We start from the raw sequence: 23,084 nt of genomic DNA, 5'->3' as shown, positions 1-23,084 counted from the left end.
CTCAGCGCTGCCGCTTCTCCCGCACGCGCATGTTCAGCACGATCGGCGTGCCCTCGAAGCCGTAGAGCTCGCGGAGGCGGCGCTGGATGAACCGGCGGTAACCGGCATCCAGGAATCCCGTCGTGAACAGCACGAAGGTCGGCGGGCGCGTCGAAGCCTGGGTGCCGAACAGGATGCGCGGCTGCTTGCCCCCGCGCACCGGATGCGGGTGCTCGGCGACGAGCTCGGAGAGGAAGGCGTTGAACTTGCCCGTCGGGATGCGCTGATCCCACGACGCGAGCGCGGTCTCCAGCGCCGGCACGAGCTTGTCGAGGTGCCGACCGGTGCGCGCCGAGATGTTGACGCGGGGAGCCCACGCGACGTGCGCGAGGTCCTGCTCGATCTCGCGCTCGAGATACCGGCGGCGGTCGATGTTCTCGAACTCCTGGGTGTTCAGCACGTCCCACTTGTTGTAGGCGAGCACCAGCGCACGGCCGGATTCGAGCACCATGTCGATGATGCGGACGTCCTGCTCGCTGATCGGCTCCGACACGTCGAGCACCACGACGGCGACCTCGGCCTTCTCCAGAGCGGCGGAGGTGCGCAGCGAGGCGTAGAAGTCGGCGCCCTGCTGCAGGTGCACGCGACGGCGGATGCCGGCGGTGTCCACGAGCCGCCACAGCTTGCCGCCGAGCTCGACGACCTCGTCGACCGGGTCGCGGGTCGTGCCGGCGAGGTCGTTGACCACGACCCGCTCCTCGCCGGCCGCCTTGTTCAGGAGCGAGGACTTGCCGACGTTCGGACGGCCGAGGATCGCGACCCGGCGCGGGCCGCCGATCTCGTTCTTCGCCACGGCGGACACCTCGGGGAGGACCTTGACGACCTCGTCGAGGAGATCGGCGACACCGCGCCCGTGGATGGCCGACACCGGATGCGGCTCCCCCAGCCCCAGATTCCACAGGGCCGCGGCCTCGGGCTCCTGACGTGCGTCGTCGATCTTGTTCGCGACGAGGAAGACCGGCTTGCCGGCCTTGCGAAGCAGTCGCACGACGTGCTCGTCGGTCGACGTGGCGCCGACCATCGCGTCGACGACGAACAGCACGACGTCCGACAGGTCGATCGCGACCTCGGCCTGGGCGGCGACGGAGCGGTCGATGCCCTTGGCGTCGGGCTCCCAGCCGCCGGTGTCGACGAGGGTGAAGCGGCGATCCATCCACTCCGCCTTGTACGTCACACGGTCGCGCGTGACGCCCGGGGTGTCCTCGACGACCGCCTCGCGGCGGCCCAGGATGCGGTTCACCAGAGCAGACTTGCCGACATTCGGTCGCCCCACGATCGCGACGACCGGCAGCGCCGGGAGGATCTCGATGCCGTCCTCGCCGAGCGCGACGCCCGCGAGGAGCGCGGCATCCTCGTCGTCCAGTTCGTAGTCCGCGAGCGACGCGCGCAGCGTCTCGGCCCGCTGTTCGGCGAGCCCCTCGTCGAGGTTCGCGAGCGACTCGGCGAGGTGATCCTCGCCGCCCTCGTACTCGTCATTGTCGAGGCTCATGCGTCAGGCCTTTCCGCGCGGGCGGCGTCGAGCCCCTCGCGCACAACAGCGAGCACGGCGTCCACCGTGCCCTCGAAATCCAGTTGAGTCGAGTCGACCACGACGACGCCGGGAGCGGCGCTCATGAAGTCGACGACCGTCGAGTCCGCGGCATCCCGGCGGTGCAGCGCCGCCGCGACGGATGCCGCATCCTGCGACACGACCTCGCCGACGCGGCGCGCCGCGCGCACCTCGGGGGCCGCGGTGAGCAGGATGCGCACGGGCGCATCGGGTGCGACGACCGTCGTGATGTCGCGGCCCTCGATGACGACGCCGGCGTAGCCGGAGCCGGCGACGAGCGAGCGGAACATCGCGTTCACCGACTGCCGGACTGCGGGCACGCGAGCGACGCCGGACACGGCGTCGGACACGCGCGGCTCGCGGATGGCGCGCGTGACGTCGGTCTCGCCCACCCAGACCGAGTATGCGTCGGGGTCCAGGGCGATGCCGAAGGCGAAATCGCCGACGACGTCGAGAACGGATGACGCGTCCGACGTGTCGACGCCGTGCTCGAGCGCGTGCCACGCCAGCGCGCGGTAGGCGGCGCCCGTGTCGAGGTAGCCGTAGCCGAGGCGGCGTGCGACCTGCTTCGAGACGCTCGACTTGCCGCTGCCGGCGGGTCCGTCGATCGCGACGACGACAGGCTGCGTCGTCACGTTCGCGTGCGCGGCCTCGCGCGCGGAGAGCGGGTCAGTCATTCGTGGTGCTCGCAATCTTCCATCCGCGCGCTTCGAGACCTTCGATCGCGCGTCGCACGGCCGTCGGCTCGATGCTGATCTCGGCGAGGCCGAACTGGGCGCCCGGAGAGTGCTCGAGGCGCAGGTCCTCGACGTTGACCTCGAGCTCGCCCAGCTCGCCGAACAGGCGTCCCAGCTGGCCAGGGGTGTCGTCGACCATGACGACGATCTGCTCGAACCGGCGGTTCTGGCCGTGCTTTCCCGGCAGCAGGTCGACGCCCTCGTTGCCGAGCCGGATCGTCTCGGCGACCGTGCGCCGGGAACCCGGGGCGTCGGGCGCCCGCAGCGCGTCGGACACGCGGGCCAGGTCTGCGGCGAGCGCATCGAGCACGTCGACCACGGGGGTCGCGTTGGCGCCGAGGATCTGCACCCACAACTCGGGGGCGGATGCCGCGATCCGCGTGGTGTCGCGCACACCCTGGCCGGCGAGGCGCAGCGAGCCCTCCGGAGCCTCGGGGAACCGCCCGGCGAGCAGGCTCGCCACGAGCTGAGGCACGTGCGAGGTGAGCGCGACGGCGCGGTCGTGCTCGTCGGGCGCCATCTCGATCGGCGTGGCGCCGAGGTCGAGGGCGAGGCCTTCCACGATCGCGAGGTCCGCGGTCGAGGTGTCGCCGTCGCGGCACACGACCCACGGGCGGCCGACGAAGATGTCGGCCCGGGCGGAGATCGCGCCTCCCCGCTCGCGGCCGGCGAGCGGGTGCGAGCCGATGTAGTGCGTGAGGTCGACCCCGCGCCCCTGCAGCGCGCGCAGCGGCTCGAGCTTGACGCTCGCGACATCCGTCACGACGGCATCGGGATGCGCCACGAGCTCGCGCTCGATGACGTCGGCGGTGACATCCGGCGGCACGGCGACGACGACGAGCGACGGCCGGTCGTCCGGCCGGGCTGCACGACCGGCGCCGTAGTCCACGGCGAGCCGCAACTGCGCGGGAGAGGTGTCGTCGAGGGCGACATCGACCCCGAGGTTGGTCAGCGCGTGGCCGACGCTGGAGCCGAGCAGGCCCGCGCCGACGATGCGCACCGTGCCGCGGGTGCGCGCGGCGACGCGTCCGGAACGGGCGCTCTTCGGGCCCGCGTCGGCGCCGACGCGTGCGTCTCCTGCGCCGGTCGAAACGTCGCTCACCGGGCCTCCTGATCCCCCTCGGGCCCCGCGCCCGTCGCCTGGCGCGACAGCGTCAGCAATGCGCCCCGTTCAACTTTAGTCAACTCGCGCGCCTGGCCCGCCGGGAGGGTTCCCAGGTGCAGCGGGCCGAACTGCCGCCGGACGAGTTCGATCACGGGGTGCCCGACAGCCGCCATCATCCGCCGCACGATCCGGTTGCGCCCGGAGTGGAGGGTCAGCTCGACGAGGCTCGTGCCGCCCGCACCGCCTCGGGCCGACGCATCCAGGAGCCGCGCCTTGTCGGCGGCGATCGGGCCGTCCTCGAGGTCGACGCCCCGCGTGAGTCGCGCGATGGTCTGCGGCGTCACGCGCCCGTCGACCTTCGCGATGTACACCTTGGTGACGCCGAACGACGGGTGGGCCAGCACGTGCGCCAGCTCGCCGTCGTTCGTGAGGACGAGAAGGCCGGAGGTCTCGGCATCCAGTCGCCCCACGTTGTAGAGGCGCTCCGGCCAGTCCTTCGTGAATGCCCGCAGGTCGGGGCGACCCCGCTCGTCCTTCATCGAGCTGACGACGCCGGTGGGCTTGTTGAGCATGACGTACCGCTTGGACTGGTCGAGCTGGATCGCGGTGCCGTCCACGTCCACGATCGCCGTCTCCGGGTCGATGCGCGAGCCCAGCTCGGTCACGACCACGCCGTTCACGCGCACACGCCCCTCGACGATGAGCTGCTCGGCCACGCGACGCGACGCGACCCCCGCGTTCGCGAGAACCTTCTGCAGCCGGACGCCCTCCGCTTCGCCCTCCGGTCCCTGAGCCTGTCGAGGGGTCATCGCGCCGCCGCCTCGAACACGTCGGTGTCGTCGGGTCCGTCGAGCAGCGGCGAGATGTGCGGCAGCTCGTCGAGCGAGTTGATCCCGAGGTTCACGAGGAGCGCGTCCGTCGTGCCGTACAGGATGGCGCCGGTCTCGGCATCCGTCCCCACCTCGGTCACGAGCCCGCGGGCGAGGAGCGTGCGCACGACCGAGTCCACATTGACGGCGCGGATGGATGCCACCTGCCCGCGCGAGACGGGCTGCTTGTAGGCGATGACCGCGAGCGTCTCGAGCGCGGCCTGCGACAGCCGCGACGGCGCCTGGGTGTTGACGAAGTCCGTGACGAGGCCGTCGTGCTCGGCTCGCGCGTACAGCCGCCATCCACCGCCGACCTCGCGCAGCTCGAAGCCGCGCCGCGGACCGCCGCTCGTGCCGTCGTAGTCCTCGACGAGCGTCTCGACGGCCTGCCGCACGGCGGGCACGGGCGCCGAGGTCGCCGTCGCGAGCATCACGAGGCTCAGCGGCTCGTCGGCGATCACGAGGATCGCCTCCAGCCGCTCGGTCAGGGGTGCCATCTCGATCTGTTCGGCGGCTTCGATCACGTCATCTGTCATAGTCGGCTCCCAAGGTGGCCAGGTTCTCCTCCGACCACCGCTCGGCGGTCCAGCGCAGGGTGATGTCGCCGAGCGGCTCGAGCTGCTCGAACGCGATGGCGTCGTGCCGGTACAGCTCGAGCACCGACAGGAATCGCGCGACGAAGACGCCCGGCTGCGTCACGCCCGCGACGATCTGCCGGAACGACAGGCTGCCGGCCGTGCGCAGCATCGACACGACGACCGCCGCCTGCTCGCGAATGCTCACGAGCGGCGCATGCAAGTGGTCGAGCCCGACATGCGGGATCTCCTTCGGGGTCATCGCGAGCACCGCGAGCGCGGCGAAGTCGTCGGCGCTCAGCGTCCACACGAGCTCGGGCACCGTGTTGCGGTACTTCGCATCCAATCGCACGGTGCGGGCGTGCCGGCGATCCTCGGCCTGCAGGCGCGTCGCGAACCACGCCGACACCTCCTTGAAGGCGCGGTACTGCAGCAGTCGCGCGAACAGCAGGTCGCGCGCCTCGAGGAGCGCGACCGACTCGGCGTCGACGAGCTCGCCCTGGGGCAGCAGCCCCGCGACCTTCATGTCGAGCAGCGTCGCGGCCACCACGAGGAACTCGGACGCCTCGTCGAGCTCGGGGGTGCCTTCGTGCTCAGTGCCGGCGAGATCGCGCAGGTACGAGATGAACTCGTCCGTCACCTTCGACAGCGAGACCTCGGTGATGTCCAGCTCGTGCTTCGAGATGAGCGTCAGCAGCAGGTCGAACGGACCGTCGAAGACGCTCAGGGAGACCCGGAACCCCTCGACAGGCTCGGGGACCGGCTCCGGCTCGGGGACCGGCTCCGGCTGGGGGACCGGCTCCGGCTCGGGCTCGGTTGCCGGATCGGGCTCGGTTGCCGGATCTGTCTCAGGCGACGGCGCCACGCGCGACCAGCTCCCGCGCCAGTCGCAGGTAGGCCTGCGCGGCGGCGTGCCCCGGCGCGAACTCGGTGATGGGCTCCCCGGCGACCGACGCATCCGGGAACTTGACGGTGCGGCCGATCACGGTCTCGAGCACGTCGTCGCCGAACGCGTCGACCACCCTCTCGAGCACCTCGCGCGAGTGCAGCGTGCGCGGGTCATACATCGTGGCGAGCACGCCGTCCAGGCGGATGGACGGGTTGAGCCGATCACGCACCTTGTCGATCGTCTCGATGAGCAGCGCCACTCCGCGCAGGGCGAAGAACTCGCACTCGAGCGGGATGACGACGCCGTGGCTCGCCGTGAGCGCGTTGACGGTCAGCAGGCCCAGCGAGGGCTGGCAGTCGATGAGGATGACGTCGTAGTCCGCGGCGACCGGGCGCAGCACGCGGGCCAGCGTCGTCTCACGTGCGACCTCGCTGACCAGGTGCACCTCGGCGGCCGACAGGTCGATGTTGGCGGGCAGCACGTCGAGGTTCTCGACGCGCGACGCGACGATGACATCGCGCGCCGGACGCTTGCCGTCCAGCAGCAGGTCGTAGATCGTCGGGATCTCGTGCGTCTGGATGCCCAGGCCCGCGGAGAGGGCTCCCTGCGGGTCGAAGTCGACCGCGAGCACCTTGCGGCCGTACCCGGCGAGGGCTGCCGCGAGGTTGATGGTCGTGGTCGTCTTGCCGACGCCGCCCTTCTGGTTGCACAGCGCGATGATGCGCGCGGGACCGTGGGAGTCGAGGTGCGGCGGGGTGGGGAACCCGTGATAGGGGCGACCGGTCGGACCGATGGGTCCTTCGTCTTCGGTCTTCGCCTTCGTCGCGCCTGCCGCCACGGGGTACTCCTGCCTTCGCGTATGCCTGCTCGATTCTAGCCAGCCGCGTCGGCCCGGCCGCGAGCCCACGCGGCCGCCGCAGCGACGAGCCCAGAGAACAGACCGACTTCGTCGGAGGTCTCCGGATGCCACTGCACACCGACCCGGAACGGCTCACCCTCCTTTTCCATCGCCTGCAGCACGCCGTCGGCGTCGCGGGCGGTCGCCACGTATCCCGGATGCTGCGCCACCGCCTGGTGATGATGGCACGGCGCCACGACGTGCGAGCCGAGCAGCTGCGAGATCCGGTGGCCCTGCGCGATGTCGACGGGCACGTGCTCGTATCCGTCACCGCCGCTGTGGCGATCGTGGCCGACGACGTCCGGCAGGTGCTGCACGAGCGAGCCCCCGGCCGCGACGGCCAACAGCTGCATGCCACGGCAGATGCCGAGCACCGGCAGGGCCACTGCATCCGCCGCCGCCAGCAGCGCGAGCTCCCACGCGTCGCGGTCGTCGTACCAGCGCACCACGTGCGGATCCGGCTCCTGGCCGTAGCGCGCGGGATTGATGTCCGCTCCGCCCGCGATCAGCAGGCCGTCGAGGCGCGCCATCACCTCCGGCGCCGTCGTGGCCGCATCCCCTGTCCCATCCGGGGACGGCGAGGGCAGCAGCACGGGCAGCCCCCCGGCCGCGCGGACGGCGCGCGCGTAGTCCGCGGGCAGCAGGTCGGCGTCGACATCCCGCCAGGTCCCCCACGACGCGGGCTGGCGGTACATCGTGAGCCCGATGAGAGGACGCATCACTCGAAGTCGCTGTCCAGGGGTGTCACGTACGCGTTCGACAGGCCACCGTCCACGAGGAAGTCGGTCGCCGTGATGAAGCTCGACTCGTCGGAGCCGAGGAAGGCCACCGCGTTGGCGATCTCCTCCGGCTCGGCGAACCGGCCCATCGGCACGTGCACGAGCCGGCGGGCGGCGCGCTCCGGGTCCTTTGCGAACAGCTCCTGCAGCAAGGGCGTGTTGACCGGTCCCGGGCACAGCGAGTTCACCCGGATGCCCTTGCGTGCGAACTGGACACCGAGTTCACGGGTCATCGCGAGCACGCCGCCCTTCGACGCCGTGTAGGAGATCTGCGAGGTCGCCGCGCCCATGATCGCGACGAAGGATGCGGTGTTGATGATCGACCCGCTCCCCTGCTCGAGCATGTAGGGCAGCACCGCCTTGCAGCACAGGTAGACGCTCGTCAGATTGACGTCCTGCACCAGGTTCCAGGCATCCATGCCGGTCTTCAGGATGGAGTCGTCGGATGCCGGCGAGATGCCGGCGTTGTTGAACGCGATGTCGATGCGGCCGTAGCGCTCCTTCGCGTGCGCGAAGAGCCCCTCGACCTGCTCGGCATCCGTGACGTCGACGAAGACGAACGACCCGCCGAGCTCGTCCGCGAGCCGCGGTCCGTTGACCTGGTCGACGTCCCCGATCACGACCGTCGCACCCTCGGCGATGAACTTCCTCGCCGTCGCGAGACCGATGCCGCTGCATCCGCCCGTGATGACGCCGACCTTGCCGTCGAGCTTTCCCATGCTGTGCCTTTCCGTCGTGGATCAGTTGTCGCTCGAGATGAAGACGTTCTTCACCTCGGAGAAGGAGTCCGGCGCGTCCGGTCCGAGCTCGCGGCCGAGCCCGGACTGCTTGAATCCGCCGAACGGGGTCCAGTAGCGCACCGACGAGTGCGAGTTGATCGAGAGGTTGCCGCTGTCGACGCCGCGTGCGACACGCAGGGCGCGGCCGACATCGCGGGTGAAGATCGAGCCCGACAGCCCGTACTCGGTGTCGTTCGCCCTGGCGATCGCATCAGCCTCGTCCGTGAACGGCATGACCGCGACGACGGGTCCGAAGATCTCCTGCGTCCAGACGGGGTCCTGCAGCGATCGCGGCAGGACGACCGTGGGCGCGAGCCAGTACCCGCCCGTGCCGGACACGGTCCGACCGGCGAAGGCGATGTCGGCGTCATCGAGGTAGGCGGCGACGCTGTCGCGCTGGCCCGCCGAGACCAGCGGCCCCATCTCTGCGTCCTCCTCGGCCGGCTGCGTGACGCGGAACCCCGCGACGGCCGGCTGCAGCAGCTCGAGGAAGCGGTCGTAGACGCTCTCCTGGACGAGGATGCGGCTGCGCGCGCAGCAGTCCTGGCCGGCGTTGTCGAACGCGCCGCCGGGCGCGGATGCCGCGGCCTTCTCCAGATCCGCGTCGGCGAACACGATGTTCGCGCTCTTGCCGCCGAGCTCGAGGGTGACGCGCTTGACCTGGTCGGCGCATCCCCGCATGATGCCCTTCCCGACCTCGGTCGAGCCGGTGAAGCACACCTTGCGCACGAGCGGGTGGGTGACGAAGCGTTCGCCGACGATCCGGCCGCGGCCGGGGACGACGGTGAAGACGCCCTCGGGGATGCCGGCCTCCCGTGCGAGCTCGCCGATGCGCATCGCGGTGAGCGGCGTGAGCTCGGCGGGCTTGAGGACGACCGTGTTCCCTGCGGCGAGCGCCGGGGCGAAGCCCCAGCCGGCGATCGGCATCGGGAAGTTCCACGGCACGATGACCCCGACGACGCCCAGCGGCTCGTGGAACGTGATGTCGACCCCGCCCGGCACCGGGATCTGCCGGCCGAAGTGCCGCTCGGGCGCCGCCGAGTAGTACATCAGCACGTCTCGGACGTTGCCGGCCTCCCATCGCGCATTCCCGATGGTGTGGCCCGCGTTGGCGACCTCGAGCCACGCGAGCTCGTCGATGTGCGCGTCGACGGCCGCGGAGAACGCCCGCAGCAGCCGCGCGCGCTCCGCGGGCGCCATGGCCCGCCAGGCGGGGAAGGCCCGATGCGCGCGCTCGATCGCGGCATCCGTCTCGGCGAGATCGGCGAGACCGACCTCGGTGAGCGCCTGACCGGTGGCCGGGTCGTGCACGGTGGTCGTGCCGCCCGCGCCGAAGGGGGACGAGGGGAAGCGCATCCTCACAGCCTCTCGAATCCGCGCCGCAGCTCCCAATCGGTGATCGCGGCGTCGAACGCCTCGACCTCCACGTCGGCGTAGTGCAGGTAGTGGGCGACGACGTCCTCGCCGAAGGCGTCGACGGCGACCTCGGACGCCGCGAGGGCGTCGCGCGCGTCCCGCAGGGTGGTCGGCACGGTCGGCGCGCCCGACTCGTAGGCGTTGCCCAGCGTCTCGGGCTCGAGCCCGAGCCCGCGCTCGACGCCGTGCAGTCCGCCGGCGAGCATCGCCGCGAGCGTCAGGTACGGGTTGACATCGCCGCCGGGCAGGCGGTTCTCCATGCGCGCGCTCGGCCCGTGCCCGACGAGCCGCACGGCGCACGTGCGGTTGTCCAGCCCCCATGCGACCGAGGTCGGCGCGAAGGAGCCCTTCACGAACCGCTTGTACGAGTTGATGTTCGGCGCATAGAACAGCGTGAACTCCCGCATCGTCGCGAGGACGCCCGCGATGAAGCTGTCGTAGAGCGGGGTGCGCCGGCCGTCCTCCCAGAAGACGATCTCGCCCCCGAGCCCGCGCAACGACATGTGCACGTGGCACGAGTTGCCTTCGCGCTCGTTCGGCTTCGCCATGAAGGTGATCGACTGGCCGTGCTGGTGCGCGATCTCCTTCGCCGAGGTCTTGTACACCGTGTGGTTGTCGGCGGTCGTCAGGACGTCGGCGTACTTGAAGGCGATCTCGTGCTGGCCGAGGTTGCACTCGCCCTTGGCGGACTCGACATCCATCCCCGCCCGGTACATCGTGTTGCGGATCTCGCGCAGCAGCGGCTCCACCCGCGCCGATCCCAGCAGGGAGTAGTCGACGTTGTACTGGTTCGCGGGCACGAGGCCGCGGTATCCCCTCTCCCACGCCTCCTCGTAGCCGGTAGCGAAGACGACGAACTCGAGCTCGGTGCCGGCGAGCGCCGTGAAGCCGAGGGATGCGGCGCGCTCTGCCTGCACGCGCAGGATCTCGCGCGGCGACACCCGAACCGGCGACCCGTCGGTGAGTGCGAGGTCGCACTGGATGAGCGCCGTGCCCGCCCGGTGCGGGAGCAGCCGGATCGTCGCGAGGTCGAGCTCGAAGAGCATGTCGCCGTAGCCCTTCTCCCACGACGTGATCTCGTAGCCGTCGACCGTGTTCATCTCGACATCGACGGCGAGCAGGTAGTTGCAGCCCTCCGTGCCGTGTGCGAGCACCGAGTCGAGGAAGAACCGGCCGTGCAGGAGCTTTCCCTGCAGGCGCCCCTGCATGTCCGTGAAGCCGAGCACGACGGTGTCGATCTCGTCGGCGAGGATGCCGGCGCGCAGCTGCTCGACCGTGAGCATGCGCTCGTTGCGGGTGGTCGTGACGGCGGGGGTCAGTCTGTCGAGGTTGTTCAGTGTGGTCATGTCGCTCTCGTTCTCATTCACGTCAGGAGGCCCTTCAGCAGGGCGGCTGTCGCATCGCAGTGCGCGTGCATGACGTCCCGGGCGCGGGCGGCATCGCCCGCGAGGATCGCCTCCACGATAGTGCGGTGCTGCTCGTCGGACCCCGCGATGTTCTTCTGCAGGAACGGGATCTCGGCGAGGAACTGGTGGATCTTGATCTGCACCGCGTTGCACGACTGCGACAGCTCGTTCGAGCCGCACACGGTGGCGATCGCCAGGTGCAGGCGCGCGTCGGCCTGCCGGTAGTCGGCGGGGGATGCGGCATCCCCCAGGTCGCTCAGGCATTCCTGCAGCAGCGCCCGCTGATCGTCGGTGAGGTCGGCCTGGGCCGCGAGGTAGGCCGCCCCCGGCTCGATCACGGCCCGGAACACCGTGATGTCCTCGATCTCGGCCTGCCGATCGACGGGCGTCGGCTGGTCCTCGGGCCAGGTCTGGGCCAGCGGCAGGACGACGGTGCCCCCTCCGCGCCCCCGGGTCGTCGTGACGAACCCGGCGGCGCGGAGGGCGCTGATGGCCTCCCGGAGGGTGGCGCGCGAGACGTTCAGCCGCTCCGCGAGCTCCCGCTCGCCGGGGAGCTTGCTCCCCGCCCGGAAGATCCCGAGCTGGATGGCCGAGCCGAGCTGCTCGACGCAGGACTCGAACGCCATGTGCCCGCGGACCGGGTGGAGCACGGCATCCACCAGCGGGGAATCCATCGACGACATCGTCTGCGCCCTACTCCTTGAGCAGCTGATCCGCCGAAATGGTCAGGTGCTCGGCCTCTTCGCGCGTCATGAAGTGCTTCCTGCCGCTGACGAACCACAGGACCGTCGCCAGCAGGATGACGACCACCACGGCGACCGGCGCGTAGTTGAACGTGTCGAGGGTGATCGGGTACAGCGGCGGGAGGATGAACAGGATGATGATGAACGCCACCCAGATCACGGCGAGCCATCCGACGATCGCGCTCCAGCGGCCGAGGTTCCACGGGCCGGGGACGAAGTTCCGGTCGAGCCGGCGCAGCAGCACCGGCGTGACGTACGCGATGTAGAGACCGATGACCGCGATGGATGTGACGGCCAGATACGCGGTCAGGTTCCACATCGCCGGCACCGTGAGGATGATCGCCAGCGCGACGCACAGCCAGATGGAGTTGGTCGGCGTGCCGGTGCGGGAGTTGACCTTCGCCCACAGGCGCGAGCCGGGGATCGCGTTGTCGCGCGAGAACGCGTAGCTCATGCGCGAGTTGGCCGTGACGGATGCCATGCCGCAGAAGAACTGCGCGCCGCAGACGATGAAGAGCAGGAACTTCGCCATCGTCGGGTTGTTGAGCGCGTCGAGGAAGATCTGCGCCGGCGGCAGGCCGGTCGCCGACCCGAGCAGCTTGCCGATGCCCTTGTCGGAGGAGTCCTGGATCGCGGCGGTGATCGAGTAGAGCAGGACCCAGCCGCCGATGATCGAGATGAGCACGCTCATCACGATGCCCTTGGGGGCGGCGATCGCGGCGCCCTTGGTCTCCTCGGCGATGTGGGCCGAGGCGTCGTAGCCCGTGTAGGTGTACTGGGCCATCAGCAGCCCCATGAGGAACACGTACGGGGCGAACGACCATCCGGTGCCGTTGTAGAACCCGGTGAAGGTCCAGGCGACCGACTGGTGCTGGGTCGGAATGATCCACAGGGCCGCGACGATGATGAGCACGCCGACGATGTGCCACCACGCCGACACGTTGGACAGGATGGAGACGAGGTTGACGCCGAACGTGTTCAGCAGGCCGTGCACGACGATGAGGACGACGAACAGGCCGAACGTGTTGAACGGGTTGACCTCCACGCCCCACACGAGGTTCGCGAACGCCATCATCGTGGTCGCCGCGCCGAAGTCGATGGCGGCCGTGACGGCCACTTCGCCGAGGAAGTTGAACCAGCCGACGAACCACGCCCACTCGCGCTTGTTGTGCTTCGCGAGGCGGCCGGCCCAGAAGTAGAGTCCGCCCGCGGTCGGGTACTTGGAGCAGACCTCCGCCATCGCGAGGGCGACGAGGAGGACGAACACACCGACCAGCGGCCAGCCGATGTTGATCGCGGACGGGCCGCCGGACTTGAGGGCGATCGCGTAGGACGTGATGCATCCGGCGAGGATGGAGATGATCGAGAACGAGACGGCGAAGTTCGAGAACGCCGACATCCCGCGGTGGAGCTCTTGCTTGTAGCCGAGCCTCGCCAGCTCGGCCGCGTCGGCGTCGAGCTGTGACTCCGGCGCCTTTGTCGTATCACTCATGGGTTTGTGCCTGGCTTTCGGATCGAAGGGGCAGTTGCGCTGATTCTGGCCCGCCGCCTCATCCGCTGTCAATGGTCTGACTTCAAACCATAGGCCGAACCGCATCCGTGCCCCGGTATCAGCGCGCGGGTCCTCCCCTCTCCCCCTGCAAGAGCCGACGGAAGGAAACTCCGCATGACCGACCAGCAGCCGCCCGCATCCGGGAAGTTCGCGTTCCTCGTCCACCCGCGCACCGACGTCGCGGCCGACATGGCGCGCGTGTGGCGTCCGCTCGGACGCATCCCCGCACGCACGTGGGAGCGGGGCCTGCGCCGCCTGCCCGTACCGCCGCTGACCCTGGCCGCCGTACACCGCCGCGACACGGCGGCCGATGAGCCGGACGGCTGGATCATCGTGGTCCCCGCGACGCCCCGTCAGCTCCTGACGGAGGACCGGCGCTGGGCGCTCGGTCGTGTCGAGGGCGCGATCGACAAGGCGCAGGCGCTCGGGGCGAGCATCGTCGGACTCGGCGCGCTGACCGCTCCCGCGACGGGCGCGGGACGGATGCTGCGCGAGCGACCGGGGCTCACGGTCACGACGGGCAACGCGTTCACCGCCCACCTCACCGTCGAGGGACTCCGGCGTCTCGTCGCCGCCGCATCCGGATCGCACATCGCGATCGTCGGGGCGACCGGCAGCGTCGGCTCGTGTGTCGTCCGGATGCTGGCCGAGGAGCCGCTCGGCAGCGATCTCACCCTCGTCTCCCGCGGCGGACCCCGCCTCGAGGCGCTCGCCGCGGAGGTGCGCGGTACCGGCATGGACGTGCGCAGCTCGACCTCGATGGATGCCGTCCGCGACGCGGATGTCGTCCTCGTCCTGACCTCCGCCACCGATGCCCTGCTCGGATCGCAGCACCTCAAGCACGGCGCGCTCGTTCTGGACGACACGCAGCCGCGCAACACCGACCCGCACCTGAAGCAGGAGCGGCCCGACGTGCTCGTCATCGACGGGGGCGTCGCATCCATCCCCGGCATCGACATCCGCGGCGACATCGGCCTGCCGCGCGGCCTCGCGTACGCGTGCCTGTGCGAGACCATGCTCATGACCTTCGACGGGCAGGCGACCTCGTCGACCGGTCAGGCGAGCGTCGAGCACGCGCTCCGGATGCGGGATGCCGCGCGTCGCTTCGCCCACCTCGGCTTCTCGCTCGCGGACCCGCTCTCGTTCGGTCGCCGCACCGCGTGGCCCGCGCCGGCGCGGGTAGGGGCCTGACATGGCCCGCATCGTGGTCGTCGGCGGCGGCTACACGGGAGTGTGGGCGGCGCGGCGCATCGCCCGCACCGCGCGTCGCGGCACCGTCGTCACCCTCGTCTCGGACCGTCCGCACCACTCGTTCCACGGGTGGACGGCGGAGATCCTGACCGGGCATGTCCGGGCGGAGCACGCCCGTGTGCCCCTCGCAGACCTCCTGCCCGGCGTCGAACTCGTCTCCGGGCAGGTGCGCCACATCGATCCCGACCGCCGGACGGTCGAGGTCTGCACCTCACGCGGCACCCGTGAGCTCGTGTGCGACCACATCGTGGTCGGCGCCGGCAGCCGTGACGCCTCCGCAGCTGTGCCCGGCCTCGCCGAGCACGCCTGGTCGCTCAAGGACGCCGCGGGCGTCGAGGCGCTCGCCCGGCACCTCGGCGAGGTCGTCCGGCAGGCCGAGATGCTCTCGACGATCCAGCCGACGGATGCCGCGGCCCGCCGGCGCCTGCTCACCGTCGTGGTCGCGGGCGGGGGGTTCACGGGTGTCGAGGTCGCCACGGCGATCGCGCAGCGGCTGCGCCGGGAGGCTCGCTCGTCCGACGAGCCGCGCGTGGTGCTCGCGCACTCCGGCGCCGAGGCTCTACCCTCCCTGCGGCCGCGCTTCGCGCGGCTGGCCGATCACGCCACGGCGCTGGCGCAGGCCTCCGGCGTGGAGTTCCTCCCGTACGCGCGCATCGCGGCAGCGACCGACGACGGCGCCGATCTCGGCGACGCCGGGTTCATCTCCACGGCGACGGTCGTCTCGGCCGTCGGACAGACGCCGGTGCCGCTCGCGGGACTCGAGGACCTCGCGCGTGACGCATCCGGACGTCTCGTCACCGATCCGTTCCTCGCGGTCGCCCCGGGAGTGTGGGCCGGAGGCGACGGCGCGGCGGTGCCGCATCCGTTCACCGGCGAGGCCTGCCCTGCCAACGCCCTGTGGGCGATCCACCACGGCATCCGCATCGGCGACAACATCGTGCGCGCCCTCGACGGACGCCGACCGCGGCCCTTCCGGTTCCCGGGGCTCGGTCAGGGCGCGAGCTTCGGCGTCGGCCGGGGTGTCGCCGAGCTCTACGGCGTGCCGCTGACCGGATGGCCGGCGTGGCTCGCACGCTGGGTGTTCTTCCACTGGTTCATGCCGTCTCGGCGCGTCGCGCTCGCCGCGGCCGGCGAGTGGCTCCGGCCGCGCCGCGGGGGACGCCGTGCACCTGCCGGGCGCACCCACGCGATCGGGCCGAGCTTCACCGGATCGGCGATGCCCGATCGTCCGGCGGTGCGGGTTCTCGATCCCGTGGGGTGATCGGGCTCGACGACCGGGCACGTGGATGCGATGTCGCGTAGACGTCGCGCAGCGCGTCGACGCTCACATGCGTGTAGATCTGCGTGGTCGCCACCGACGCGTGCCCGAGCAGCTCCTGCACGACGCGCACGTCGGCGCCGCCCTGCAGCAGATGCGTCGCGAAGGAGTGCCGCAGCGTGTGCGGAGAGACGTGCGCCGTCAGCTGCGCGCGCTCGGCGGCGTGCTGGATGACGAGCCACGCGCTCTGGCGCGACAGGGGCGCGCCGCGGGCCCCGAGGAACAGCCGGGGTGTCGCCGTACCGCGGCGGGCGTACTCGGGGCGCGCCCGCGTGAGGTATGCGTCGACCGCTGCTCGCGCATAGGAGCCGACCGGCACGATCCGCTCTTTCGAGCCCTTGCCGAACAGCCGCAGCACGTCGCCGTGCGCGAGGTCGTCGACATCCAGCCGCACCGCCTCCGACACGCGGGCTCCGGTGGCGTACAGCAGCTCGAGAAGAGCGCGGTCCCGCAACTGCGCCGGCTCTCCCGGCGCATCGGATCCGGGCGCGGGGCCCGAGGCATCCAGCAGCCGCTCCACCTGGTCGATCGTGAGCGCCTTCGGCAGCCGTTTGGGCAGTTTCGGCGGCACGAGGCGACCGCTGGGATCGGATGACGCCATCCCCTCCCGCGCGAGGAAACGGTGCAGCCCGCGGACCGACGACTGCAGCCGGGCGAGACTGGATGCCGCCGGCATCGGTCGCGCGGACGCGCGCTCCGCCGCGAACTCCGCGACGTTGGCCGGCGTCACCTCATCCGTGTCCGCGATGCCTCGCGCCGTCAGCCACGCCGTGTAGCCCGCGAGGTCGCGCCGGTAGGCCGCGACCGTGTGTTCCGACAGGCCGCGCTCGATCGCGACGTGACGCAGGTACGCGTCGACGGCTCGTGCGGGCTCCACGCCCCGAGTCTGTCAGCCCCGCTCAGCCGCGGGGGGTTGACGCACCGCCGTCGCGCAGACGCTCGGCGGTGGCCAGCAGCCCGATGGCCAGGATGCCGTTGCGCATCCGGCCCGCCATGACGGCGGCCACCGCGTCCTCCAGCGGGATCCACGCGATCCGGATGTCGGCCTCCTCCGCCTCCCGGTCGTGCTCGTCCGCACGCGGCGAGAGGTCGCGCGCGAGGAAGACGTGGACGACCTCGTCGTTGCCGCCGGGTGTCGTGAAGACACTGACGAGGTGCTCGATCGACCCGGTGTCGAGGTCGGCCTCCTCGGCGAGTTCGCGTCGCGCCGCGTCGACGGGGTCCTCGCCGTGCACATCGAGCAGGCCGGCGGGGATCTCCCAGTCGCGCATGCGGAGGGGATGCCGGTACTGCTGGATCAGCAGCACACGACCGTCGTCGTCGAGTGCGACGATCGCCGCTGCGCCCGGGTGGTCGACGTACTGACGGACGATCTCGTCGCCGCCGTAGCGGACGGTGTCGCTGCGGACGTCCCACACCCGCCCTTCGTAGACGAGGTCGCTCGAGGTCACCTCGACGTCGACCGGCTCGTCGCGCAGGGCGGAGCCGTCGTCGATCTGCTCGGCATCCATGCGCGGCTCAGTCGTTCTCGACGTCGAAGAGCTCGCTGGCCTGGTGCCTTTCGATCGCGGCGCCGACCAGACCGCGGAACAGCGGATGCGGCGTCGTCGGTCGTGAGCGCAGCTCGGGGTGCGCCTGGGTCGCGATGTAGAACGGGTGGACGTCGCGGGGCAGCTCGACATACTCGACGAGGTTGCGGTCGGGCGAGAGGCCGGAGAAGACGAGCCCGGACTCGGACAACCGGTCGCGGTAGGCGTTGTTGACCTCGTAGCGGTGGCGGTGGCGCTCCTGGACGAGCGTCGACCCGTACAGCTCCGCGGCGAGCGAGCCCTCGCGCAGCTCGGCCGGGTACAGCCCGAGGCGCATCGTGCCGCCCATGTCGCCGTGGTCGAGGATCTCGACCTGCTCCGCCATCGTGGCGATCACCGGGAAGCGCGTGTCGGGGTCGAACTCGCTCGACGAGGCGCCCTCGAGACCGGCGATGTGCCGCCCGTACTCGATCACCATGCACTGCAGGCCGAGGCACAGGCCGAGCGTCGGGATGCCCTGCTCGCGCGCGAACTTCAGCGCGCCGAGCTTGCCCTCGATGCCGCGGATGCCGAACCCGCCAGGGATGACGATGCCGTCGAGATCCCCGAGCGCCCGCGCGGCGCCTTCCGCCGTCTCGCACTCGTCTGACGGGATCCAGCGGATGTTGACGTGCGTCTCGTGCGCGAAGCCGCCGGCCTTCACGGCCTCGGTGACGCTGAGGTACGCGTCCGGCAGGTCGATGTACTTGCCGACGAGCCCGATGGTGACCTCGTGCCGCGGGTTGTGGACGGCCTGCAGCACGTGACCCCAGCGCGTCCAGTCCACGTCGGCCGCCTTGCCGAGGCCGAGCGTGCGGACGATGTGCTCGTCGAGTCCCTGCTCGTTGAGCATCGTCGGGATGTCGTAGATGCTCGGGACGTCGACGGCGTTGACGACGGCGCGCTCCTCGACGTCGCACATGAGCGCGATCTTGCGCTTGTTCGCCTCGGTGACGGGCCGGTCGCTGCGCAGCACGAGCGCGTCCGGCTGGATGCCGATGGACCGCAGCGCCGCGACGGAGTGCTGCGTCGGCTTCGTCTTCTGCTCGCCCGAGGCGCCCATGAACGGCACGAGCGAAACGTGAACGAAGAAGACGTTCGCACGGCCGAGCTCATGGCGGATCTGTCGCGCGGACTCGATGAACGGCTGCGACTCGATGTCACCGACCGTGCCGCCGATCTCGGTGATGATGACGTCCGGCTTCGGGGTCTCGTCGGCCTGCAGGCGCATGCGGCGCTTGATCTCGTCGGTGATGTGCGGGATGACCTGGACCGTGTCGCCGAGGTACTCGCCGCGCCGCTCGCGCGCGATGACCTGCGAGTAGATCTGGCCCGTCGTCACGTTCGCGGCCTGGCTCAGCTCGATGTCGAGGAAGCGCTCGTAGTGCCCGATGTCGAGGTCGGTCTCGGCTCCGTCGTCGGTCACGAAGACCTCGCCGTGCTGGAACGGGTTCATCGTTCCCGGGTCGACGTTCAGGTACGGGTCGAGCTTCTGCATGACGACACGCAGGCCCCGAGCGGTCAGGAGGTTGCCGAGGCTTGCCGCCGTCAGGCCCTTCCCCAATGAGGAAACGACACCGCCTGTCACGAAGATGTGCTTGGTGGTGCCGTTCGAAGTCGCCGCGTCAGAAGTTTCCATCACGGGCTTTCATCTTATCAGTCCGATCTGCCGGCAAGCTGGATGAGCTCACGGGCATGTTGCAGGGCGGTCGGCGAATCGGCCAGACCCGACAGCAGTCGCGCCATCTCCGCCTCGCGGTCGGCGCCGTCCAGCCGTCGGACGCTCGATGCCGTGACGGACCCGTCGTTCGCCTTCACGACCGACAGGTGGTTGCCGGCGAACGCGGCGACCTGGGCGAGGTGCGTGACGGCGATGACCTGCGAGGATTCGGCGAGCCGGGCCAGACGCCGCCCGACCTCGATCGCGGCCGCGCCGCCGATGCCGGCATCCACCTCGTCGAACACGAAGGTCGGAACCGGGTCGACGCCCGCGATGACGACCTCGATCGCGAGCATGACGCGGCTGAGCTCACCCCCGGACGCCCCGCGCGAGACGGGTCGCGGATCGGCACCCGGATGCGGCGACAGGAGGATGGCGATGTCGTCCCGTCCCGCGGCCGTCGGGGCGCCCGGTTCCACGGTGACGGTGACGCGCGCATCCGGCATCGCGAGCTCGGTCAGCTCGCTCGTGACGGCGGCCCCGAGCCGCACCGCCGCGTCCGTGCGCGCCGCGGTCAATCGTGCGGCGGTGTCGTCGAGTCGGGATGCCGCGGCATCCCGTTGCGCCGTCAGTCGCTCGATGCGGTCGCCGTCGTCATCGAGCTCCGCGAGCCGGGCGCTGCCCGACCCGAGCAGCGCGATCGCGGCATCGAGCGAACCGTGCGCTCGCACCAAGATGCCGAGTGCCGCGCGGCGCTCCTCCACGGCGGCGAGCTCGTGCGGCCCGGATTCGTCGAGGTCCGCGAGGTAGCGCGACAGGGTCGCGGCGACGTCCGCGGTGCGATAGGCGAGGTCCGCGATCTGCTCGGAGAGGTCGCGGAGCGCCGGGTCGTCCGCGCGATCCAGCGCGCGGCGAGCCTCCTGGAGGAGCGCCGACACGTCCGGGGCATCGGCCTCTTCGCCCGAGAGGGCCTCGTGCGCGGTGGCCGCGGCGAGCCGCAGCTCCTCGGCGTTCGCCAGACGTTCGGCGCGGATCGCGAGGTCACGGTCCTCCCCCGGCTGCGGATCGATCTGTTCGATCTCGGCCAGGGCCTCACGCAGCTCCGCGGCTTCACGCGCGCGGGCGTCGCGGTCCTCGACGAGCGCCGTCAGCTCCCGGTCCACGGCCCGGAAGGTCTCGAAGTCGCCGCGATAGGCCTCCAGAGCGGCCGCGACCGCCTCGCCGCCGAAGCGGTCGAGCGCGTCGCGCTGCGCAGCCGCGGAGCGCAGCCGCAGCTGATCGGACTGCCCGTGAACGACCACCAGCTCGTCGGCGAGGTCCCCGAGGACGCCGGCGGGCGCCGACCGGCCGCCCACCGTCGCCCGGCTGCGCCCCTCGCTCGAGATGGTCCGGCCGACGTAGAGCTCCGCACGTCCGTCGCCGATGGGCTCCACGTCGCCGCCGGCCTCCCGCACCCGCTCGACGACCCGGCCGGTATCCGGCACGATCCAGACGCCGTCGACCGATGCCTGGGGCGCGCCGGAGCGGATCGCGCCGGAATCGGCGCGCTGGCCGAGCAGCAGACCCAACCCCGTGACGACCATGGTCTTGCCCGCGCCGGTCTCGCCGGTGATCGCCGTGAACCCGGGGCCGATCGACAGGGTGGCTTCCGCGATCACGCCGAGGTCGCGCAGGCGCATCTCTTCGATCACGAGAGCTCTCCCGCGGCACGCTCGCGGCGCAGGGCCGGGAGCGTGCCCGTCGCAGGTCCGCGCCAGCCGTCGACCGGCAGCCTGAACTTGCGCACCAGCCGGTCGGTGAAGGCGACGGGATGCAGTCGTGCCAGCCGCACCGGCGTCGGGGACCGCCGCACGACCACGCGCGCGCCGGGCGGAAGCTCGTGCGACCGCCGACCGTCGCACCACAGGATGCCGGTGCCGTTCGTGCGCTCGAGCACTTCGATCGCGACGGCCGCCTCCGGGCCGACGACAAGAGGCTCGGCGAAGAGCGCGTGGGCCGAGAGCGGGACGATGGCGATCGCCTCCACCGTCGGCCAGATGATCGGACCACCGGCGGAGAAGTTGTAGGCGGTCGAGCCGGTCGGGGTGGAGACGACGACGCCGTCGCATCCGAAGCTCGACAGCGGAAGTCCGTCGATCTCCATGACGACCTCGAGCATCCGCTCGCGGCTCGCCTTCTCGACGGTGGCCTCGTTGAGCGCCCACGTCTCGTACAAGATCGTGCCCGCGGCGTCCTTGACCCGCACGCTGAGCGCGAGACGCTCCTCGACGCGGTAGTCGCGGGCGATGACACGACGCACGGCATCGTCCAGGTCGTCTCGCTCGATCTCTGCGAGGAACCCGACGTGGCCCATGTTCACGCCGAGGACGGGCGCGGTGCCGCCGCGGACCAACTCGGCAGCGCGAAGGATCGTGCCATCGCCGCCGAGCACGATGGCCAGCTCGATGTCCTCGACCGCGACATCGACGCCCAGCGTGGCCAGACGCGCCAGCTCGGGGCGCTCATCCACCAGCACCTCGCGATCGTCGGCAGCGACGACAGCTCGTGCACCGGCCGATTCGAGCGCATCGATCACACGCTCCGCCGCTTCACGCGTGTCGTCGCGCAGCGCGTGCGCGACGACCAGGATGTTCCTGATGTCGGACCCCATCACGCCCCTGCCAGTCTGTTCACGATGTCTGACCATTCTGTCGGATTGCCGCCGTCGCCGGCCCGGAAGCGAGCCACGAACTCGGCGTTGCCGTGCGTGCCCGCGATGGGCGACGCGATGACGCCGCGTGTCCCGAGGCCGAGGTCCCATGCCGCCCACAGCACGCCCATCACCGCGTCCGACCGCACGGCCGCATTCGTCACGAGCCCGCCCTTCACCGCGGTGCGCCCCGCCTCGAACTGCGGCTTGACCAGCAGCACGAAATCCGCATCGTCGGTCGCGGTCCGTCGCGCGGCAGGAAGGATGTGCGTCAGCGAGATGAACGACAGGTCGCCCGTGACGAGGTCGGGAGTGGATGCGATGCCGCTCGCCGCGGCCAGGGATTCGCGCGTCATGTCGCGGACGTTGAAGCCCTCGATGTTCACGACGCCGGAATCGAGGGCGACGGATGCAGCCAGCTGCCCGTGCCCGACGTCCACGGCGATGACGGGGTCCGCGCCCCGCTCGCGCAGCACCTGGGTGAACCCGCCGGTGGACGCGCCCATGTCGAGCGCGACCCGACCCATGACGGGAACGTGGAACGCATCGAGCCCGGCGATCAGCTTGTGGGCGGCCCGGCTCACGTAGTGATCGGATGCTGCCACCTCGAGGACGGCGTCCTCCGCGACACGATGGGATGCTTTGACCACGGGCTGCCCGTCCACCGTGACGAGACCGTCCGCGATCATCGTGGCGGCGTGCGTGCGCGACCGCGCCAGGCCGCGAGCCGCGAGAGCGGTATCGAGACGTTCGGTCATGCGGACTGCGCGTCGGCAGGGCCGGATTCGAGCGTGCGCGCGAGCTCATCGTGCAAGGCCGCGTACGCGGCCGCGCGTTCGCCGAGCGGCTGCGACTCGATCACGCGCAGCCGGCTGATCAGCTCGAGGTCGTCATGCTCGTCCGCCATTCCCCCATCGTACCGAGGCCCCCCGCAGCCACGCCGTCGACCGACACGGATGTGCGCCCCGCCGAAATATGGTGGCGGCTGTGGAGGAAATGCGTTAACGACGAAGAGGCCACCCAGCATTGGGTGGCCTCTTCGGTGAAGAAGTCCGGCGGTGTCCTACTCTCCCACAGGGTCTCCCCTGCAGTACCATCGGCGCTGAGAGGCTTAGCTTCCGGGTTCGGAATGTGACCGGGCGTTTCCCTCTCGCTATGGCCGCCGAAACACTATTGATGTTTCAAACAAACACAACAAAAAGATGTGTGTTGTGTTCTCGATTGTGTTCGTACATCGAGAACCACTCAGTGGACGCGAGCAT

22 protein-coding genes and 1 rRNA gene are annotated in these 23,084 nt (G+C 70.7%); 2 read left to right on the top strand and 21 right to left on the bottom strand.

The genetic code is table 11. The annotated features are described in order from the left end of the window. Position 1: 1 nt before the first annotated feature. Genes der through SM116_RS07325 form a run of 13 tightly spaced genes read right to left on the bottom strand, consistent with a single transcriptional unit; the run spans position 2 to position 13,276 of the window. The gene (der, locus tag SM116_RS07385) at positions 2 to 1,528 is read right to left on the bottom strand and encodes a ribosome biogenesis GTPase Der (RefSeq protein ID WP_320943802.1); all 1,527 of its coding nucleotides are present in this window, start codon (positions 1,526 to 1,528) and stop codon (positions 2 to 4) included. Continuing rightward, entirely contained in the window at positions 1,525 to 2,265 is a 741-nt protein-coding gene (gene cmk, locus SM116_RS07380; protein ID WP_320943801.1) for a (d)CMP kinase, read from the bottom strand. Before cmk ends, der begins: the two co-directional genes overlap by 4 nt. After that, positions 2,258 to 3,427 carry a prephenate dehydrogenase gene (locus SM116_RS07375; protein ID WP_320943800.1) on the bottom strand — a complete coding sequence of 390 codons (1,170 nt, stop codon included), beginning with the start codon at positions 3,425 to 3,427 and terminating at the stop codon, positions 2,258 to 2,260. Before SM116_RS07375 ends, cmk begins: the two co-directional genes overlap by 8 nt. After that, positions 3,424 to 4,239, bottom strand: coding sequence for a pseudouridine synthase (locus SM116_RS07370; protein WP_320943799.1), 816 nt, complete (start codon positions 4,237 to 4,239; stop codon positions 3,424 to 3,426). Before SM116_RS07370 ends, SM116_RS07375 begins: the two co-directional genes overlap by 4 nt. Continuing rightward, positions 4,236 to 4,835, bottom strand: a complete 600-nt coding sequence (scpB, locus tag SM116_RS07365) for an SMC-Scp complex subunit ScpB (protein ID WP_320943798.1) — start codon at positions 4,833 to 4,835, stop codon at positions 4,236 to 4,238. The genes SM116_RS07370 and scpB overlap by 4 nt, the downstream gene beginning before the upstream one ends. After that, complete coding sequence (locus SM116_RS07360; protein ID WP_425563283.1) at positions 4,825 to 5,739, bottom strand: segregation and condensation protein A; 915 nt, start codon at positions 5,737 to 5,739, stop codon at positions 4,825 to 4,827. Before SM116_RS07360 ends, scpB begins: the two co-directional genes overlap by 11 nt. Further along, positions 5,723 to 6,601 (bottom strand): ParA family protein, encoded by an 879-nt coding sequence (locus SM116_RS07355; protein WP_320943797.1) that lies wholly within the window; start codon positions 6,599 to 6,601, stop codon positions 5,723 to 5,725. Before SM116_RS07355 ends, SM116_RS07360 begins: the two co-directional genes overlap by 17 nt. Before the next feature lie 35 nt (positions 6,602 to 6,636). After that, the gene (locus SM116_RS07350; protein ID WP_320943796.1) at positions 6,637 to 7,380 is read right to left on the bottom strand and encodes a gamma-glutamyl-gamma-aminobutyrate hydrolase family protein; all 744 of its coding nucleotides are present in this window, start codon (positions 7,378 to 7,380) and stop codon (positions 6,637 to 6,639) included. After that, entirely contained in the window at positions 7,380 to 8,159 is a 780-nt protein-coding gene (locus SM116_RS07345; RefSeq protein ID WP_320943795.1) for a 3-oxoacyl-ACP reductase, read from the bottom strand. Before SM116_RS07345 ends, SM116_RS07350 begins: the two co-directional genes overlap by 1 nt. A gap of 21 nt (positions 8,160 to 8,180) precedes the next feature. Continuing rightward, positions 8,181 to 9,575 (bottom strand): aldehyde dehydrogenase family protein, encoded by a 1,395-nt coding sequence (locus SM116_RS07340; RefSeq protein ID WP_320943794.1) that lies wholly within the window; start codon positions 9,573 to 9,575, stop codon positions 8,181 to 8,183. Positions 9,576 to 9,577: 2 nt separating this feature from the next. Further along, entirely contained in the window at positions 9,578 to 10,981 is a 1,404-nt protein-coding gene (locus SM116_RS07335; protein WP_320943793.1) for a glutamine synthetase family protein, read from the bottom strand. Between the two features lie 17 nt (positions 10,982 to 10,998). Continuing rightward, positions 10,999 to 11,715: a FadR/GntR family transcriptional regulator gene (locus SM116_RS07330; protein ID WP_320943792.1), complete on the bottom strand. Its 717-nt coding sequence runs from the start codon at positions 11,713 to 11,715 to the stop codon at positions 10,999 to 11,001. Between the two features lie 19 nt (positions 11,716 to 11,734). Further along, entirely contained in the window at positions 11,735 to 13,276 is a 1,542-nt protein-coding gene (locus SM116_RS07325) for an amino acid permease (RefSeq protein WP_320943791.1), read from the bottom strand. A 174-nt stretch (positions 13,277 to 13,450) separates the two neighbouring features. Between SM116_RS07325 and SM116_RS07320 the strand changes: the two genes are divergently transcribed. After that, positions 13,451 to 14,527: a semialdehyde dehydrogenase gene (locus SM116_RS07320; RefSeq protein ID WP_320943790.1), complete on the top strand. Its 1,077-nt coding sequence runs from the start codon at positions 13,451 to 13,453 to the stop codon at positions 14,525 to 14,527. Between the two features lies 1 nt (position 14,528). Then, positions 14,529 to 15,848 carry an NAD(P)/FAD-dependent oxidoreductase gene (locus SM116_RS07315; RefSeq protein WP_320943789.1) on the top strand — a complete coding sequence of 440 codons (1,320 nt, stop codon included), beginning with the start codon at positions 14,529 to 14,531 and terminating at the stop codon, positions 15,846 to 15,848. Here SM116_RS07315 and xerD read toward each other — a convergent pair. From xerD to rrf, 8 genes are all read right to left on the bottom strand, one after another. Further along, positions 15,790 to 16,782 (bottom strand): site-specific tyrosine recombinase XerD, encoded by a 993-nt coding sequence (gene xerD, locus SM116_RS07310; protein ID WP_320943788.1) that lies wholly within the window; start codon positions 16,780 to 16,782, stop codon positions 15,790 to 15,792. The two genes, SM116_RS07315 and xerD, sit on opposite strands and share 59 nt — an antisense overlap. A gap of 22 nt (positions 16,783 to 16,804) precedes the next feature. Further along, entirely contained in the window at positions 16,805 to 17,416 is a 612-nt protein-coding gene (locus tag SM116_RS07305; protein ID WP_320943787.1) for an NUDIX hydrolase, read from the bottom strand. A 7-nt stretch (positions 17,417 to 17,423) separates the two neighbouring features. Next, a complete protein-coding gene (gene pyrG / locus SM116_RS07300; RefSeq protein ID WP_320944123.1) occupies positions 17,424 to 19,112 on the bottom strand; it encodes a CTP synthase in 1,689 nt (562 codons plus the stop codon). 17 nt (positions 19,113 to 19,129) lie between these two features. After that, positions 19,130 to 20,824 carry a DNA repair protein RecN gene (recN, locus tag SM116_RS07295; protein WP_320943786.1) on the bottom strand — a complete coding sequence of 565 codons (1,695 nt, stop codon included), beginning with the start codon at positions 20,822 to 20,824 and terminating at the stop codon, positions 19,130 to 19,132. Then, on the bottom strand, positions 20,821 to 21,783 hold the full coding sequence (locus SM116_RS07290) for an NAD kinase (protein WP_320943785.1): 963 nt from the start codon (positions 21,781 to 21,783) through the stop codon (positions 20,821 to 20,823). Before SM116_RS07290 ends, recN begins: the two co-directional genes overlap by 4 nt. Next, positions 21,783 to 22,580, bottom strand: coding sequence for a TlyA family RNA methyltransferase (locus SM116_RS07285; RefSeq protein ID WP_320943784.1), 798 nt, complete (start codon positions 22,578 to 22,580; stop codon positions 21,783 to 21,785). The genes SM116_RS07290 and SM116_RS07285 overlap by 1 nt, the downstream gene beginning before the upstream one ends. Continuing rightward, positions 22,577 to 22,729: a hypothetical protein gene (locus SM116_RS07280; protein ID WP_320943783.1), complete on the bottom strand. Its 153-nt coding sequence runs from the start codon at positions 22,727 to 22,729 to the stop codon at positions 22,577 to 22,579. Before SM116_RS07280 ends, SM116_RS07285 begins: the two co-directional genes overlap by 4 nt. 143 nt (positions 22,730 to 22,872) lie before the next feature. Then, a 5S ribosomal RNA gene (rrf, locus tag SM116_RS07275) occupies positions 22,873 to 22,989 on the bottom strand. Between the last annotated feature and the right edge of the window lie 95 nt (positions 22,990 to 23,084).

It is taken from the genome of Microbacterium rhizosphaerae, from assembly GCF_034120055.1.
Lineage (GTDB): Bacteria > Actinomycetota > Actinomycetes > Actinomycetales > Microbacteriaceae > Microbacterium > Microbacterium rhizosphaerae.
This window is presented reverse-complemented; position numbering and strand designations above follow the sequence as displayed.